Consider the following 16,677-nt stretch of genomic DNA (forward strand, 5'->3'; position numbering starts at 1 on the left):
GGGCGTGTGAGCTTGCTCACGAAGACGCCGGTGCAGTCACTGATTACTCTGCGTGGACATGCCGGCCTGCGCAATCGCAAAACCCGGTAACCAAGCCCCACGCCTTCACCACGCGACGACGACTAGCCTCATCGGGCCCATTCCTAAAGCAAGGATGCTTCGATGCTGCCTACCGTTCGCCTGATGACGTGCGCTCTTGTGTTTGTTCTGCCCGGCCTCGGCCATGCCAGCCAATGCCCTGACTGGCCAGCAGCCAAGGCGCGCAGTGAGGTCACCGCCTTGCAACAGCAGATTGCCGAGTGGGACGACAGCTACCACCGGCAGGGCATTTCGCAAATCGCGGATGAGCTCTACGATCAGGCGCGGCAGAAGCTGAGCCTGTGGCGCTCGTGCTTTGCCGTTTCCATTCCCGAGTCCGATCCGCTAAAGACAGCAGTCGGCCCGTTGCCTCATCCCGTTCCGCACACGGGCGTCAACAAGCTGGCCGACGAAGGCAGCGTCAAGGACTGGCTCAAGGGCCGCAACGATCTGTGGATTCAACCCAAGGTCGATGGCGTAGCCGTCACGCTGGTCTACGAAAAGGGCCGGCTTGTGCAGGCGATCAGTCGTGGTGACGGGCGCAAGGGGCAGGACTGGACCTCGCAGGCGCGCCTGATCAAGGCCATTGCTCAACAACTGCCCCAGGCTGAATCCCCAATCCTGCAAGGCGAGCTGTACTGGCAGCTGGACGATCATATTCAGGCCGCATCCGGCAGCGTCAACGCGCGCAGCAAGGTCGCGGGACTGCTGGCAAGACAGACGATCAGCCCGCAGCAGGCCGACGCTATCGGGCTGTTCGTCTGGGACTGGCCGAACGGGCCTGCCGATATGGCGCAACGACTCGCGGGCCTGCAAGCCATGGGCTTTGAGGACAGCGCGGCCTATACGCATCCACTGGAAAACTACGCCCAGGCCGCCCGATGGCGCGAACATTGGTATCGCAATCCCCTGCCGTTCGCCACGGACGGCGTGATCATGCGCCAGGGTCAGCGCCCACCTGCGCAGCGCTGGCAAGCCAGTGCGCCTTACTGGATTGCCGCCTGGAAACATCCCTACGCCCAGGCGCTGGCCGAGGTGCGCAAGGTCAACTTCAAGATCGGCCGCAGTGGCAGGATTACGCCGGTGCTGGAGCTGACCCCGGTGCGCCTCGATGATCGTACCGTCAGCCGCATCAGCACGGGCTCGCTGCAGCGCTGGCAAACACTGGATATCAGGCCTGGCGATCAGATCGCGGTGAGTCTGGCCGGGCTGACGATTCCACGACTCGACGGCGTGGTGTCGCGTGCTGCCGAACGCGCTGACATGATCGTCCCGCGAGCTGACGACTTTCATGAACTCAGCTGCTGGCAAGCCACTCCCGGCTGCGAAAGTCAGTTCCGCGCCAGACTGGCATGGCTCAGTGGCAAGAAAGGCCTGGCCTTGCCCGGCGTTGGTCCGGGGACCTGGAACGCACTTATCGACAACGGCCAAATCATGGGCTTACTCGATTGGATGACCCTGAATCATGCTGAGCTTGTTAACATTCCCGGCTTCGCTGAACGCAGTAGCGCTAAACTGCTCGACAGCCTGCAAACCGCACGCGAACGGCCGTTTCAGACATGGCTCAAGGCCATCGGACTGCCGCCCACGGGAGGCGCCAGACTGCCCGACAACTGGCACGAGCTGGCTGGCCGCAGCGTCGAGCAATGGCAAGCAGAGCCCGGCATCGGTCCTGGTCGTGCAGCCAGGCTCAGGGCTTTTTTTCAGGACCCACAGGTACAGGCACTGAGCCAGCAATTGCAGGCACAGAGCATTTCAGGTTTTAAGTAGCGGACGTTCATTTTTCTGTCCGTATTCAAACGGAGTTCATATGCAGTTTTTATCACCACTGATTCTTTTCACCAGTTGCACGCTGCTCGCCACAACCGTATTCGCAGACGCACAGGCCCCCGTGCAGTCCGAATGCCAGATCAAAAGCCAGGAAATCAGCAGCAAGATTCAGAACGCCAAGACCGAGGGTGACAAAACGGAGCAGGCCAACCTTGAAAAGGCACTCGCCGAGGTCAATGCCAACTGCACCGAAACGTCATTGATCAAACAACGCAAGCAGAAGGTGCTCGACGCCAAGCAGGAAGTCAGCCGCCGTCAGACCGACCTGAACAAGGCCATGGAAAAGGGCGATCCAGAGAAGATCAACAAGCGCAAGGACAAGCTCGCCGATTCGCGCAAGGAATTGCAGGAAGCCCAGACCGAACTCGAGAAAGTCCAGCCGGACGATTGATCAGGTTGCGACGCTGCCCATGATCGGCAGCGTCGCAAAACGGCTGTCAGGACACGGCCGGGAAAGCCGACACCCCGAACAGCGCAATGATCAGGCCCATGCCCACCAGCCAGACAAGCGAGCGCAGTGCGGCCAGATCAGCCAGGTAAAAGATGATGTACAGCAGGCGACTGGTGATAAACAGCACCGCCAGCACGTCAATGGTCACCAGCTGCGCGTTACCGGCAATGTGCGCAATGATCACCGCTGCAGCAAACGCCGGGGTCACTTCAAAGCTGTTCAGCTGGGCAGCATGCGCGCGGCGCGGGAACCCCTCCAGCTTGTCGAGAAAGGCACGCGGGTCATGATTGTGCCCGCTGCCAAATTTGCCGCTGCCGAACTTGGCGATACCGGCACAGATAATCGGCAGCAGGATCGCGACCAGCACGCACCAGAAAGCAACTGTCATACGTCCATCCTTATAGGTTCAGCTTCATCTGAAGCATCCGGGCAATACCCGCTCACACATTATGAGCCGGGGGTCAGCGAAAGGTTCTTGAAGAACGACCACCGACCTGACGCATTACACCAGTTTAGGAAAGATCAGGCTGAACGTGGTGAATTGGCCTGGCTCGCTCCGCACCGTGACCTGCCCTTCATGCAGGCTCATGATGGAACGCACAATCGCCAGACCGAGCCCGGTCCCGCCCTGCTGTCGCGCGCGGCTGACGTGCACCCGATAGAAACGATCGAACAGGCGTGGCAGGTGCTCGGCATCGATACCATCCCCTGCGTTGCGCACCGCCAGTGTCACTTCATCTTCATGCGTGGCTAGCGTGACGGTAATGACGCTGCCCGACAGACCATGGCGAATGGCGTTGGACAGCAGATTGGAAATCGCTCGCTGAATCATCAGCCGGTCACCGGTCGCCCTGGCGTGCCCCTGAACCTGCAAGGTGATGTCGCGATCCTCCGCCGAAGAGGAAAACAGTTCGGCGACCTTGTCCGCCTCCTCGCGAAGGTCGATGACCTCGACCGGCAACGGCGCTGCTGGCTGACTGACACTGGCCAGAAACAGCATCTGACTGATCATGCGCGACATGCGCTCCAGCTCTTCGGTGCAGGACTCCAGGGCCTGTTTGTACTCCTCCGCCGGACGCGGTCTGGACAGCGTGACCTGCGCCCTGCCCATCAGGTTGTTCATCGGCGAGCGCAACTCATGCGCGAGGTCGTCCGAGAACTGCGCCAGTTGCTGCACATCGCCGTCCAGCCTGTGCAGCATGAAGTTGACGGCATGTGCCAGGTCGCGCAATTCGTCAGGCAGGCCCTTCACTTTCATGCGATGAGACAGGTCGCGAGCCGAGATCAGCGCGGTGACTTTCCTGAACGCCCCCAGCGGCCTGAGCCCGCGACGCACCACCCACCAGACGCCAAAGCCGACCAGCAGCAGAATCACCGGCAAGGCCAGGCAGGTCGATGTGACGTAAGCGTGCAGCAGCACGGTGTCGCTTTCCCTGTCCATGGACAGCCTGACCAGCACGTCCTGACCGGTCTTGAGGCGCACGGTCCTGTAACCCAGCAAAATCTTGTGGCCCTGGGCGGATTTCAGTTCCTGAAAGCCTTGCGGCAGCGTGTCGGCATCGGGAACCGGCAGATTTCGTCCCTCTACGTTACCAACGCTCATCAGCTCTTGCCGAGGGTTGCCCGAGTCGAGAATGGTCAGCGAGAAGCTGTCATGCCCGACGATCTGGTCACGCAGCGTGTGCGGGTACTGGACGATGTCGGCGACGCCCAGAAACCCCTCGCTCATGCTGTGTTCGATCTGCCTGAACTTCTCGCTCAAAGCGTCTTCGGCACGTATATCGAGCTGACGGGAAATGGCTGTATAGGCGAGCATTTCCATGACCAGCACCAGACACCCGATGAGTGCCGCGACCGTCAGTCCGAGACGTGTCGAGAGACGGGTCAGCTTCATTCACGCACTTCCAGTACGTAACCGACACCACGCAGCGTGTGAATCAGCTTGGTCTCGAACGGATCATCGATCTTCGCGCGCAGACGGCGGATCGACACCTCCACCACGTTGGTATCGCAATCGAAATTCATGTCCCAGACCAGCGAAATGATCTGGGTGCGCGACATGACCTCGCCGCTGTGCCGCATCAACAGGTGCAGCAGCGCGAACTCCTTGGTCGTCAGGTCGATGCGCTGCTTGCCGCGAAACGCCCGGTGCCGGCCTTGATCGAGCTCCAGGTCGCCGACCTGCAACACCTTGGCAGTCGTGGTCTGTTCGCTGCGGCGCATGAGGGTGCGGACCCGGGCCAGCAGCTCGGGAAACTCGAACGGCTTGACCAGATAATCATCGGCGCCCATTTCCAGCCCCTTGACCTTCTCCTCGAGACGCCCTCGTGCAGTGACCATCATGATGCGCGTGTTGACGGTTTTCCTCAGGCGGCTCAACACCTCCCAGCCATCCATCTCCGGCAGGTTCACGTCCAGAATCACGACGTCGTAGGCCTGATGCTGCGCGAGATATAGCCCATCGAGTCCGGTGTTGGCGATGTCGACCACATAGCCGCTTTCGGTCAGCCCCTGATGCATGTACTCGGCAGTTTTCGGCTCGTCCTCTACTACAAGGATTCGCATAACCAGGCTTCCTGTTTGATGAACGGTGAATGACGATGCCGTGCAGTGTACTGAAAAGAAACGCCTGTCTCGCGAGATAACAGAATCGTAATTTTCCAGCAATCCCTGTGATAGCTCCCATTGCATAAAGTCCCGCTCAGCCAACTTCAGTGCCTTGGTGCCTGTTTGTATTCTTGCTTTGATGGGGTGATTTCATGGATCTGGAGAACAACGTACGCATTCGGCGTACCGAAGAGTTGGCAGGGAGCCCGGCATGAGAGTCGGCGCACTTTGTCTGATGTTGTTACCGTTCATTGCTCCGGGCATGGCGATGGCCCAGGGCATCAGTCTGCCTCAGGCACTGGAAGCCGCCTTTGCCCGTAACCCGGAACTGGCCGCAGCCCAGTGGGAGATCGGCGTTGCCGAGGGTGATCGCCAGCAGGCTGGACTGATTCCCAACCCGACAGTGTCATGGGAAGTCGAAGACACCCGCCGCGAGACCAGCACCACCACCGTGATGCTCAGCCAGGCACTGGAACTGGGCGGCAAACGCGGGGCGCGCATTGAGGCCGCGAGCAAGGGTCAGGACGCTGCGCGTCTGGAGCTGGAGCGCCGCGGCAATGAACTGCGTGCCGAGGTGGTTCAGGCGTTCTACGCAGCCGCGCGGGCACAGGCTGGCCTGGAGCTGGCGCGCCAATCCAGGACACTGGCCGAACGCGGCCTTGAGGTTGCCGAAGGGCGAGTCCGGGCGGGTAAGGTATCGCCGGTGGAAGCCACACGCGCCCAGGTGCAACTGGCCGAAACCGACCTGCTGGTGCGCCGCGCCGAGACCCTGAAAATCAACAGCAAGCGCGAGCTGGCGCGCACCACTGGTTCGCCGCTCGCCTCTTTCGAACGTCTGGACTACAGCGACCTGTCGCCGGGCAAGCTGCCACCGAGCGCAAAGCTACTGACCGCCCTCAATCAGTCCGCCGAGCTGCGCCTGGCGCAGACCCAGATCGAGCAAAGCGAAGCCGCGCTGGGGTCGGAACGCGCCAAGCGCATCCCCGACCTGACCGTCAGCGTCGGCAGCCAGTACAGCCGCGAAGAGCGCGAGCGGGTCAACGTCGTGGGCCTGTCGATGCCACTGCCGCTGTTCGACCGCAATCAAGGCAACGTGCTCGCGGCATCACGCCGTGCCGACCAGTCACGCGACCTGCGCAACGCCGTCGAACTGAAGCTGCGCACGCAGACGCAGTCCGCCCTCGATCAATGGACCACCGCCGCGCAGGAAGTCGAGTCCTTTGACCGCGTGATCCTGCCCTCCGCGCAACGTGCCGTCGACACGGCAACGCGCGGTTTCGAGATGGGCAAGTTCGGTTTTCTGGAAGTGCTGGATGCGCAACGGACGCTGATTTCGGCGCGCAACCAGTACCTCGAATCGCTGGCCACCGCCACCGAGGCCAGAGTCGCCATCGAGCGAATACACGGTGATCTCAACCGCTTCAGCCTCAACCCCTGACTTTCCTTTTCCGCCTGTATCGAGCGTATCGAAAGGTGCTGCACGCACCTGATCGCCGGGAGCCTTCATGAACAACAAACGAAGCATTGCCATCGCGCTGGCGGTGGTGGTCATCATGGGTCTGGGCAGTCTGACCCTGAACCCGCAGATGCTGCCGTTCGCAGCCGGACCCAAGCCATCGGCCGAGGAGCACGCGCATGACGCCGAGCAGGGGCACTCTGAAGAGCCAGGCCACGCCGACGAGCAGGGCCACGGCAACGAGGCGAAAAAACCGGATGCCGCAGCCTCCGAGCCTTCCCATGAAGAAGAGGAAGAAGGACACATCGAGCTGACCGCCGAGCAGATCAAGGCGGCAGGCATCGAGCTGGCCAGCGCAGAACCCCGGCAGATGAGCACGACCGTGACCTTCCCCGGTGAAATCCGCTTCGATGAAGACCGCACTGCGCATGTCGTGCCGCGGGTCAGCGGCGTGGTCGAAGCGGTGAAGGTCGATCTGGGTCAGGCGGTGAAAAAGGGCCAGGTACTGGCGGTGATTGCCAGCCAGCAGATTTCCGATCAACGCAGCGAATTGAACGCCGCACAACGACGCCAGGAACTGGCGCGCCTGACCTTGCAACGCGAAAAGAAACTCTGGGAAGACAGGATCTCGGCCGAGCAGGATTACTTGCAGGCGCGTCAGGACTTTCAGGAGGCCGACATCAACCTCGCCAACGCGCGGCAGAAGATCAGCGCCATCGGTGCCAGCACCCACCCTTCAGCGGGAAGCCGCTACGAGCTGATCGCACCGTTTGACGCCGTAGTCGTGGAAAAACACCTGGGCATCGGCGAGATGGTCAGCGAGGCGAGCAACGCCTTCACGCTGTCCGACCTGTCGCGTGTCTGGGCCACCTTCGGCGTGGCGCCCAGGGATCTGGACAAGGTGGTGGTCGGTCGTCCGGTCATCGTCAGTGCGCCCGACCTGAATGCCCGGGTCGAAGGACGGGTCGGCTACGTCGGCAGTCTGCTGGGCGAGCAGACCCGCGCTGCGGCCGTGCGCGTGACGCTGGCCAACCCGCAGGGCGCCTGGCGTCCCGGCCTGTTCGTCTCGGTGGAAGTCGCCGCCGAGCAGTCCAGTGTGGCGGTCAGTCTTCCCGAATCGGCGATTCAGTCGGTTGAGGACAAGCCCTCGGTCTTCGTGCGCAACGCTGAAGGGTTTCAACTGACGCCGGTGACACTTGGCCGCCGCGATGGTGGCCACGTGGAAATCGTCAAGGGCCTGGCGGCCGGCACACAAGTGGCCACCGCCGGCAGTTTCATCCTCAAGTCGGAGCTGGGCAAAGGCTCCGCCGAGCACGCCCATTGATCTGCGTCCCACGAGTACACCCACATGTTTGAACGGTTGATTCAATTCGCGATTGAACAGCGCATCGTCGTGATGCTCGCTGTATTGCTCATGGCTGGGCTGGGCATCGCCAGTTACCAGAAACTGCCCATTGATGCGGTCCCCGACATCACCAACGTACAGGTGCAGATCAACACCTCTGCGCCCGGCTTCTCGCCGCTGGAAACCGAGCAGCGCATCACCTTCGCCATCGAGACCAACATGGCGGGGCTGCCCGGTTTGCAACAGACGCGCTCGCTGTCGCGCTCGGGCCTGTCGCAGGTCACGGTGATTTTCGAGGACGGCACCGACCTGTTCTTCGCCCGCCAACTGGTGAACGAGCGCCTGCAGATCGCCAAGGACCAGTTGCCGGAAGGCGTCGATACGATGATGGGGCCGATCTCCACCGGCCTTGGCGAGATCTTCCTGTGGACAGTCGAGGCTCGTGAGGGCGCGCTGAAAGAGGACGGCACGCCGTACACGCCGACCGACCTGCGGGTAATTCAGGACTGGATCATCAAGCCGCAACTGCGCAACGTGCCGGGCGTGGCCGAGATCAACACCATCGGCGGTTTCGCCAGGCAGTACCAGATCGCGCCTGATCCGAAAAAACTGGCCGCCTACAAGTTGACGCTCAACGATCTGGTGGCAGCGCTGGAGCGCAACAACGCCAACGTCGGCGCAGGCTATATAGAACGCGGCGGCGAGCAGTTACTGATTCGCGCACCGGGTCAGCTGGGCACCGTGGACGACATCGCCAACATCGTCATCGCCAATGTGCAGGGCACGCCGATCAGAATCAGCAGCGTGGCCGAGGTCGGCATCGGCAAGGAAATGCGCTCCGGCGCAGCCACCGAAAATGGTCGTGAAGTGGTGCTCGGCACCGTGTTCATGCTGATCGGTGAAAACAGCCGGACGGTCTCGCAGGCGGTGGCCGCCAAACTCGCCGAGATCAACCGCACCCTGCCACAGGGCGTAGAAGCTGTAACGGTTTATGACCGCACCACGCTGGTGGAGAAAGCCATCGCGACGGTCAAGAAGAACCTGATCGAAGGCGCGATTCTGGTCATCGTGATTCTGTTTCTGTTCCTCGGCAACATCCGTGCTGCGCTGATCACCGCCATGGTGATTCCGCTGGCCATGCTGTTCACCTTCACCGGCATGTTCACCAACAAGGTCAGCGCCAACCTGATGAGCCTGGGTGCACTGGACTTCGGCATCATTGTCGATGGCGCGGTGGTGATCGTCGAAAACGCCATTCGCAGACTGGCGCATGCCCAGCAAAAGCACGGCCGCATGCTGACCCGCAGCGAGCGTTTCCACGAGGTATTCGCCGCCGCCAGAGAAGCCCGTCGACCGCTGATCTTTGGTCAGCTGATCATCATGGTCGTGTACCTGCCGATCTTCGCCCTTACCGGTGTGGAAGGCAAAATGTTCCACCCCATGGCCTTCACCGTGGTCATCGCCCTGCTCGGCGCCATGATTCTTTCGGTGACCTTCGTGCCTGCCGCCATCGCCATGTTCGTGACCGGCAAGGTCAAGGAAGAAGAAGGCTTTGTGATGCGCACCGCCCGCCAGCGCTACGCGCCGATCCTGAGCTGGGTACTGGGGCATCGCTCGATAGCGTTCGGCATGGCCTTCGTGCTGATCGTGCTGTCCGGCTTCACCGCCAGCCGCATGGGCAGCGAGTTCATCCCGAGCCTGAGCGAAGGCGACTTCGCCTTGCAGGCATTACGTGTGCCCGGGACCAGCCTGACCCAGTCGGTGGACATGCAGCAGCGTCTGGAAAAAGCCATCATCGAAAAAGTCCCGGAAGTGCAGCGCGTGTTCGCCCGTACCGGCACCGCCGAGATCGCCGCCGACCCGATGCCGCCCAACATTTCCGACAGCTACGTAATGCTCAAGCCGCAAAGCGACTGGCCTGACCCGGACAAGTCTCGCGAAACGCTGATCGCCGACCTGCAAAAGGCCGCAGCCAGTGTGCCGGGCAGCAATTACGAACTGTCCCAGCCGATCCAGTTGCGCTTCAACGAACTGGTTTCGGGGGTGCGCAGTGACGTCGCGGTGAAAGTGTTCGGCGACGACATGAGCGTGCTGAACCAGACTGCCGCAAAAATCGCCTCTACGCTGCAAAAAGTGCCAGGCGCCTCGGAAGTCAAAGTCGAGCAGACCACCGGGCTGCCGGTGCTGACCATCAACATCGACCGCGACAAGGCCGCGCGTTACGGCCTCAACGTGGCTGATGTGCAGGACGCCATCGCCATTGCGCTGGGCGGTCGTCAGGCGGGCACGCTGTATGAAGGCGACCGCCGCTTCGACATGGTGGTGCGCCTCTCTGAGCAACTGCGAACCGACGTGGACGGGCTTTCCAGCCTGCTTATACCGGTGCCCGCAGTTACAGGCAGCAGTGCTGGCAATCAGCAGATCAGCTTCATCGCCCTGTCCCAGGTCGCCAGCCTCGACCTGGTGCTCGGCCCGAACCAGATCAGCCGCGAGAACGGCAAACGCGTGGTCATCGTCAGCGCCAACGTGCGCGGCCGCGACCTCGGCTCGTTTGTCGAAGAAGCGGGCACCACTATCGACAACGGCGTGCAGATCCCGGCCGGCTACTGGACCAGTTGGGGCGGGCAGTTCGAACAACTGCAATCGGCCGCCAAACGCCTGCAGATCGTCGTGCCGGTGGCGCTGCTGCTGGTACTGGCGCTGCTGTTCATGATGTTCAACAACCTCAAGGACGGCCTGCTGGTCTTCACCGGTATCCCGTTCGCCCTGACCGGCGGCGTCATGGCCCTGTGGCTGCGCGACATTCCGCTGTCGATCTCCGCAGGCGTGGGCTTCATCGCCCTGTCGGGTGTAGCGGTGCTGAACGGTCTGGTGATGATCGCCTTCATCCGCAGCCTGCGCGAACAAGGCCACTCGCTGCACGACGCCATCAACGAAGGCGCCCTCACCCGCCTGCGCCCGGTGCTGATGACCGCACTCGTCGCCTCCCTCGGCTTCATCCCCATGGCCCTCGCCACCGGGACTGGCGCCGAAGTACAGCGACCGCTGGCGACGGTGGTGATTGGCGGGATTCTGTCGTCGACGGCGCTGACGTTGTTGGTGTTGCCGGCGTTGTATCAGTGGGCGCATCGGCGGGAGGATGAGGAGGCCGTTGAGGCGTTGAAATAGGGTTCAAAAAACAACCGCTCAAGCTCCAGAAAGCTCGGCACACAGCCTTCTGGAGCTTTGCCCTACCCACAGTGAACTTTCATTTGGGAAAAGGTCGAACGATTCAGCCTTCGACAGTAGACTGTGTCCGTAGCCTTCTTCGCACAGGGGTTTCAGACATTTCCAGGCAAGCGGGTAACCGCAGGACATATAAATCACGCGCGCAAGTGCTTATCGTCAACTTGCAAATGGCAGTCATTGGGGCCGCCGTGCATAAGGACATGTAGATGTTGACGAACAAGGTTCCGGCCATATGACGCGCACCAGTATTTATGACCGCATCTCCGAACGCCGACTGGCTGACGAAGCACTGGCGCGTGAGGCAGCCGAACGTGCTGCCGCGCAGCAGGCACTTGAACGTGTCGAAGCGCTCATTCCTGTTCCAAAGCCGTTGCTCAACGCGCCCTGCAGTTTCAATTTCGGCGGGTTCCACTTCGGCTTTCCGGAAGGTTTCCAGTGCAACGCGATTGAAGCCACCGTTCAAGTGGGTGGAGAGCCTGTCGTGATCTCCGTTCAGCGTCGCGATGTACCTGAAGAGGCAACGCTTGCCGAAGCGTTCGCCGAAGCCGTCAAGGCGCTGCAGCCACTGCATGGCGAAATCCAGGTCATTCGCCACTATGAAACGCTGTTGGCGGGTAATGCAGCGCTGGCGCTGGATTTTCATTTTCGCGCAGGCCTCGAAGAACGGCATGGACGCCTTATCGGTTCCATCGTGCCATGTGCCGATCACAACGAACGCCAATGGCTGAGCGTGGGCTGCGTGATTGACTCCGAAAAGCCCGCGCTGAAAACCTGGTTGCTGGATTTCGACAGCATGCTTGAAGGCCTGACCGCCCCCTGAACTCTATTTCATCGCTGACAGGACACGCTTTAATGGACTATCCGTTGCAGAACATCAGCGTCACCCCAGGTGATCGCACCTCAACTACTCGCAGCCCGCAGGAGTAACGGCGATGTTCGAGGCAGCGCGGTTACTGGATGATATCGAACACACCGGAGCGATGGCGGGCTTTGTGCTCGGAGCGATTGTGGGCATCGCGGCCGTGGCGTATGTCTCGCTCACCGTCGCCACGTGCGGGTTCGGCGGTTTTTTACTGGCCATGGCGGTCGGTCTGGCCGGTAATGCCATTGCCAGCATCGGGGAGAGTATCGGCAGCGCCTTCAGCTCTCCGGCGGGGCAGATCGAATCTGCCTCGCCCAACGTGTTCATCAACGGTAGACCCGCGGCCTTTGCCATCGAAAGCACCGCCGTGTGTGACAAGCACTCGCCGATCGTCAAGGTCGCCGAAGGCTCCAGCAACGTCTTCATCAATGGCCAGCCCGCCGCACGCAAGGGCGACAAGCTGACCTGCGGCGCGAAGATCGGCACCGGCTCGCCCAACGTCTTCATCGGCGGCGGTACCCAACGCTACCTGCCGGTGGACGACGAAGTCTCGGCGATGGCCCGCTACACCGTGGACATTCTGTTGGTCGTGGCCGGCGGCGCCAAGGCCGTGCTCAGCATTGCCAAGTTGGGCATGCAGGCTGGCCTGAAAGCGGCAGGCCCTTGCGCGCTACAGTTCATGGGCGGTGTCTTTCTCGGGGACGCCATTTTTCGCTTCGGCGTCGCCCCCGTGGCCGAAAAAGTGCTGGGCGGCCTGCACGGCAACCCGGTCGACACCACCAGCGGGCGCAAGCTGCTGATCGACGAGTCCGATTTCAGCCTGCCCGGCCTGATGCCGATCGAGTGGACACGCTTCTACGCCAGCGACCTTGATGTCGACAGCGCGCTGGGCAAAGGCTGGGTGTTGCCCTGGGAACAAAGCCTGCGGCGCAAGGGCAGCTTTCTGTACCTCAGCGACAATCAGGGCCGCAGCGTGCCGTTCGTGACACTGGACTACAACCAGCGCATCTACAACGCACAGGAACAGCTGTACCTGGTGCGTACCGAGGGTGGTCATTACCTGCTGCAAACACTGGATAACGTCTTTTACTACTTTGGTGACGTCCCCGACGACAACCAGCCTGTTCCCCTGCAACGTGTCGAAAACGCCCTCGGTCATTTTCTGCATTTCGTACGCAGCGAAGACGGCGTTCTGACCGACATTTGCTCCACCGGCGGGCATCGCGTGCACCTGCACTACGACGAGGTGACCAACCGTCTGAGCACCGTCAAGCGAATCGTCGGCGACCAGGCCGTCGAGACGCTGGTGCGCTATGGCTACGACAACAATGGCCAGCTGAACAGTGTGTACAACCGCAATGGCGACTCGGTGCGCAACTTCAGCTACACCGATGGCCTGATGACCCGCCACGCCAATGCGCTGGGGCTCAGTTGCGAATACCGTTGGGAGGTTCTCGACGGCAAGCCGCGCGTGGTCGAGCACTGGACCAGCGACGGCGAGCACTTTCATTTCGATTATGATTTCGAGGCACGCCAGACGCGCGTAACCGATGTGCTGGGTCGTCGCGCCGAGTTGACCTACAACAAGGACCGTCGCGTCATCGCCAGCACAGATTTCGGCGGTGAGCAGTACCGTATCGCGCTGGACAACACCGGCAATATCACCGGCCTGACGCTGCCCGATGGCAACCAGCTGGGCTTCGAGTACGACGATCTGTCACGCCTGACCGCAGAAACCGACCCGCTGGGCCGAACCACCCGTTATCAGCATCACTACAAGACCACGCTGGTCAAACAGATCACTTACCCTGACGGCGCCGTCTGGACGGCCCGCTACGATTCGAAAGGCAATCTGGTTGCCGAGATCGACGCGTTGGGTCAAAAGACCGAATACCTCAACAGCGAAGATGGCCTGCCACACACCATCATCGATGCGACCTACAAATCCAAATACCTGTGGTGGAACAACCTGGCGCAGGTCGAGCGCTTCCAGGACTGCTCGGGCAAGAGCACCTGGTACCGTTACGACGAGCGCGATCAACTGGTCGCCGTCACTGATGCCCTGAACAACACCACCACACTGGAACGCAAACCCGGTGGCGAAGTGCTGAGCATCAACCATCCGGACGGCACCCGCGAGAGCTTCACCTACAACGCCCACGGCCAGGTGCTCACGCACACCAACGGCAAGGACCAGACCACGCACCTGGCGCGCAACGCCCGTGGCCTGCCGATCAGACGCCAGGACCCCAAGGGTTTGATCGTAGGCTACCAGTACGACAAGGCCCTGCGCCTTGCCGCGCTGATCAATGAAAACGACGCCACCTACACGTTCGCCTACGACGACTCCGACCGGCTGATCGAAGAAAAGCGCATCGACCAACTGACCCGCCGTTTCAGCTACAACCTCGGCGGACATCTGACTCAGGTCGAGGAAATCGGCTACAGCGAGAAAGGTGAGCGACCACAGCGCAGCACGCATTTCGAGCGCGACCCGATTGGCCGCTTGCTGGCCAGACTCAACGACGACGCCCGTCAGGATTTCACCTACGACGACAGCGACCGCCTGCTGTCCATTCAGCGCACGCCCACTGACGGCGGCAGAAAGATCGGTGTCACGGCTGAAAAACTGGAATTCGCTTACGACATTCTGGGCCGCCTGACACAGGAATCGTCGCCCCAAGGCGCGCTGACCTACGACTACGATCCACTCAGCAACCTGACCACGCTGACCCTTCCCACCGGTCAGCACCTGAACCACCTGTATTACGGCAGCGGCCACCTGCATCAACTGAACCTCGATGGCCAACTGATCAGCGACATGGAGCGCGACGACCTGCACCGCGAGATCTATCGCACGCAGGGCAAACTCACCAGTTGCTTTGGGTATGACGCTCTGGGCCGCAAGACCTGGCAGTATGCAACCACCCTGCCCGCGGAAAAACTCTCGCAGATCCAGAACCCGCTCATAAAGCCAGAACGCTACGTCGAGCACGCCTACAACCCGCTCCACCGCCGCTACGAATACGACCCGGCCGGCGAACTGAGCCGCACCCTCGACAAACTGCGTGGCGAAGTCACATACGAATACGAAGCCAACGGCCGCCTGCTTGAACACAACCCCGAAAAACGTTTCGACGGCGAAGAATTCCGCTACGACGCTGCCGGCAACCGCCTCAACTTCAACACCAGCCGCTTCGACCGCGTCAAAGACAACCGCCTCAAAAAGTGGAGCAACCACGAATACAAGTACGACGCGTGGGGCAACCTGGTCGAGAAAATCGTCGGCATCGTGCGCTGGCAAACCTTCACCTACGACTGCGAAAACCGCCTGGTCAAAACCGAGACCATGGCTAACAGTCAGGTGGAAAGCACCAGCAGCTATCAATACGACAGCCTGGGTAGGCGCGTTGGCAAACAGTGGGAGATCAAGGGGCAGACCGACCGGAAACGCTTTCTCTGGCAAGGCCTGCGCTTGCTGCGTGAAGAAAGCCCGGGACAGAGCAGCCTGTACCTGTACGAGCCCGGCAGTTATGCGCCTTTGGCCCGTATTGATGAGAAAGAGGGCGAGGCAGAGAACAAGGTCTACTACTTCCACACCGACCAGATCGGTACACCGCTGGAGATGACCGACGCCGAGGGTCAGATCGTCTGGCAGGCCAAATATCGGCCGTGGGGGGCGGTTGAGAAGCTGGTGGTGAACGAGGTCGAGCAGAACCTGAGGTTTCAGGGGCAGTATTTCGATGTCGAGACAGGGCTTCACTACAACACGTTTCGGTATTACGATCCGGAGATTGGGCGGTTTATTACGCAGGATCCGATTGGGTTGAGTGGTGGGGATAACCTGTATCAATATGCGCCGAACCCTTATGGGTGGGTTGACTCACTTGGCTTGAGCTGTGACTCACTGCATAAATTAGAGACCAAGGGCTATACCGGAGTTACTCGTAATCACTCAGGAGGGCTAGACTACTCAAAAAGCAATGCTCTTTACTCAAATCCAGGACGCCTAAAACCAGATGGCACTCCAGCCAGCGCAATAGTTAAAATAAAATACACCGGCGACTACCAAAAAGACTTTTTAGCAGCTAACAAATTAGGTTTTGGTCAAACTTCAAACCCTAAACTCAACGGAGAAAGCTATGTATGGCATCACCTTGATGATTTCAACCCAGAGACTGGAATAGGCACGATGCAATTAGTCAAGACCGGCGCACATAATGGAATACCCCATGTGGGTGGCGTCAGTCAATACCAAGCTGCGACTGGCCTAAAATATATATATAACGTTTGGTGAGGAAAATTATATGGCAAGCTTAGTCAACACTGAGCAATCATTGACTGACGTAGATATCCAGAGCTTTGAAAAGCTCCTTTCAAATGCTATACCAAATAGCTTTAAAGCGCATTACAAAACCAACAACGGAGGCAGTCCATCTGAAAGCGATATAGAAGAAGGCCACTGGGGTTTACCTGTGTGCGGATTTTACTCGATCAAATACGGGAAGTTAAGAATTGAAGATGTGATATCTGACATATCCCCCATTGAGCCCGAAGATAATGAATATGGAACTTGGACTAGATATGAGTTCTTACCCTTTGCTTACGATTTTGGAGGAAACCCAATATTCTTGTCACTACGCGAAAAAGACTACGGCCGTATTTATTTGTACGCACCTGACGGAAAAAACATTTTCAATGTATCAGATAGTTTTGAAAACTTCCTGCAAAGACTCTATGAGCCAGACTCGACAGCAGGTTAAGTAACGACCTATATCTTTGCTAGCTATCACTACCTTCGATCGTGCGATGAGGCACCA

11 protein-coding genes are annotated in these 16,677 nt (G+C 60.0%); 8 read left to right on the top strand and 3 right to left on the bottom strand.

Annotated elements, in window-relative coordinates; all coding sequences use genetic code 11:
- Positions 1 to 162: 162 nt before the first annotated feature.
- Positions 163 to 1,848, top strand: a complete 1,686-nt coding sequence (gene ligB / locus AC54XV_RS25035) for an NAD-dependent DNA ligase LigB (protein ID WP_058399492.1) — start codon at positions 163 to 165, stop codon at positions 1,846 to 1,848.
- A gap of 40 nt (positions 1,849 to 1,888) precedes the next feature.
- Entirely contained in the window at positions 1,889 to 2,299 is a 411-nt protein-coding gene (locus AC54XV_RS25040) for a DUF1090 domain-containing protein (protein WP_003405184.1), read from the top strand.
- Between the two features lie 46 nt (positions 2,300 to 2,345).
- On the opposite strand, the gene AC54XV_RS25045 is transcribed toward AC54XV_RS25040, so the two are convergent.
- The 3 genes from AC54XV_RS25045 to AC54XV_RS25055 all read right to left on the bottom strand — a co-directional run bounded on the left by AC54XV_RS25045 (position 2,346) and on the right by AC54XV_RS25055 (position 4,924).
- The gene (locus AC54XV_RS25045) at positions 2,346 to 2,747 is read right to left on the bottom strand and encodes an MAPEG family protein (protein ID WP_003405186.1); all 402 of its coding nucleotides are present in this window, start codon (positions 2,745 to 2,747) and stop codon (positions 2,346 to 2,348) included.
- 114 nt (positions 2,748 to 2,861) lie between these two features.
- A complete protein-coding gene (locus tag AC54XV_RS25050) occupies positions 2,862 to 4,253 on the bottom strand; it encodes a heavy metal sensor histidine kinase (RefSeq protein ID WP_058399493.1) in 1,392 nt (463 codons plus the stop codon).
- Positions 4,250 to 4,924 carry a heavy metal response regulator transcription factor gene (locus tag AC54XV_RS25055; RefSeq protein ID WP_003405189.1) on the bottom strand — a complete coding sequence of 225 codons (675 nt, stop codon included), beginning with the start codon at positions 4,922 to 4,924 and terminating at the stop codon, positions 4,250 to 4,252. The genes AC54XV_RS25050 and AC54XV_RS25055 overlap by 4 nt, the downstream gene beginning before the upstream one ends.
- 253 nt (positions 4,925 to 5,177) lie before the next feature.
- Between AC54XV_RS25055 and AC54XV_RS25060 the strand changes: the two genes are divergently transcribed.
- The 6 genes from AC54XV_RS25060 (at position 5,178) to AC54XV_RS25085 (ending at position 16,620) form a co-directional block, all read left to right on the top strand.
- Positions 5,178 to 6,404: a TolC family protein gene (locus tag AC54XV_RS25060; RefSeq protein ID WP_058399494.1), complete on the top strand. Its 1,227-nt coding sequence runs from the start codon at positions 5,178 to 5,180 to the stop codon at positions 6,402 to 6,404.
- A 67-nt stretch (positions 6,405 to 6,471) separates the two neighbouring features.
- The gene (locus AC54XV_RS25065; protein ID WP_024641033.1) at positions 6,472 to 7,746 is read left to right on the top strand and encodes an efflux RND transporter periplasmic adaptor subunit; all 1,275 of its coding nucleotides are present in this window, start codon (positions 6,472 to 6,474) and stop codon (positions 7,744 to 7,746) included.
- Between the two features lie 24 nt (positions 7,747 to 7,770).
- Entirely contained in the window at positions 7,771 to 10,935 is a 3,165-nt protein-coding gene (locus AC54XV_RS25070) for a CusA/CzcA family heavy metal efflux RND transporter (RefSeq protein ID WP_058399495.1), read from the top strand.
- 292 nt (positions 10,936 to 11,227) lie between these two features.
- Entirely contained in the window at positions 11,228 to 11,815 is a 588-nt protein-coding gene (locus tag AC54XV_RS25075; RefSeq protein WP_003405196.1) for a hypothetical protein, read from the top strand.
- A 112-nt stretch (positions 11,816 to 11,927) separates the two neighbouring features.
- Complete coding sequence (locus AC54XV_RS25080) at positions 11,928 to 16,154, top strand: RHS repeat-associated core domain-containing protein (RefSeq protein ID WP_496717362.1); 4,227 nt, start codon at positions 11,928 to 11,930, stop codon at positions 16,152 to 16,154.
- A 10-nt stretch (positions 16,155 to 16,164) separates the two neighbouring features.
- Entirely contained in the window at positions 16,165 to 16,620 is a 456-nt protein-coding gene (locus tag AC54XV_RS25085) for an SMI1/KNR4 family protein (protein ID WP_058398349.1), read from the top strand.
- The last annotated feature ends 57 nt before the right edge of the window (positions 16,621 to 16,677 follow it).

Source organism: Pseudomonas fragariae (ex Marin et al. 2024), assembly GCF_059621105.1.